The sequence below is a fragment of the Janibacter anophelis NBRC 107843 genome (assembly GCF_001570945.1).
Classification (GTDB): domain Bacteria; phylum Actinomycetota; class Actinomycetes; order Actinomycetales; family Dermatophilaceae; genus Janibacter; species Janibacter anophelis.
Window position 1 is genome coordinate 1 of the sequence record NZ_BCSQ01000114.1, and the last position, 1354, is coordinate 1354.

At 65.7% G+C, this 1354-nt stretch carries 1 protein-coding gene; it reads left to right on the forward strand.

The features are described 5' to 3' along the window. The first annotated feature begins 40 nt into the window (after positions 1–40). Positions 41–1348, forward strand: coding sequence for an ISL3 family transposase (locus JAN01S_RS16380; protein ID WP_068319898.1), 1308 nt, complete (start codon positions 41–43; stop codon positions 1346–1348). Positions 1349–1354 lie beyond the last annotated feature (6 nt).

A 1354-nucleotide genomic window follows, 5' to 3' on the forward strand; every position in this document is an offset into this window, starting at 1 on the left:
TGATGGAAGTTCTGACACTGCCCATCTGGAAGACCTCGACGTGCACAACGCTACCTTCACGACCCCTGACCTGACTACGTTCTGCCGCCTGGATGAGCTTGGTCTCCTCGCGACGGGTCAACGTCTTGAACCAGGCCGGGCGGTGCTGACGTGCCGGGTCGTTGAGGATGACCGGTGGTGTCACCGGTGCGGCTGCGAAGGGACCCCGCGGGGCAGTGTGGTCCGCCGGTTGGCCCACGAACCGTTCGGGTGGCGACCAACGACACTGCTGGTCACGGTACGGCGGTACCGGTGCACCGAGTGTGGGCATGTGTGGCGCCAAGACACCAGCCTCGCGGCCGAACCGCGAGCCACCTTGTCGCGGCGTGCGATGGCGTGGGCACTTGCCGCGATCGTGTGTCAGCACCTGACCGTCGCCCGGGTCGCTGAAGGACTCGGCGTTGCCTGGAACACCGCGAATGACGCGGTCCTCGCCGAGGGGTACCGGGTGTTGATCAACGACCCGGCCCGGTTCGAAGGTGTCACCGCGATCGGGGTCGATGAACACGTGTGGCGCCACTCTCGGCACGGCGACAAGTACGTCACGGTGATCATCGATCTGACCCCGATCCAGGACGGCACCGGGCCAGCACGGTTGTTAGACATGGTTCCCGGCCGATCCAAGGCCGTGTTCAAGACTTGGCTCGCCGACCGTGACCCAGCGTGGCGTGAGACGGTGCAGGTCGTCGCGATGGATGGGTTCACCGGCTTCAAAACTGCTGCTACCGAAGAACTCCCGGACGCGACCACGGTGATGAACCCGTTTCATGTCGTCCGGTTAGCCGGTGACGCCCTGGACAAGTGCCGGCGCCGGGTCCAGCACGAGCTGCACGGCCACCGGGGTCGGGCCGGTGACCCTTTGTACCGTGCGCGGCGCACGCTGCATACCGGAGCGGACCTGCTCACCGACCGGCAGCAGGACCGCCTCACCGCGTTGTTCGCGGTCGAGGAGCACGTGGAAGTTGAGTGCACCTGGGGCATCTACCAGCGGATGATCGCGGCGTACCGGCACCGCGACCGTGCCACCGGCAAGAAGCTCATGACCACCCTCATCGATTCGATCAGTACCGGTGTGCCCAAGGCCTTGACCGAGATCACCACCCTTGGCCGCACCCTGACCAAGCGGTCCGCCGACGTGCTGGCCTACTTCGACCGGCCTGGCACCAGCAACGGACCAACGGAGGCGATCAATGGTCGCCTCGAGCACCTACGCGGGCCGGCCCTCGGCTTCCGCAACCTCGCCCACTATATCGCCCGATCCCTCCTCGAAACCGGCGGCTTCAGACCTCAGCTACACCCTGGTTTGTGATGAGCC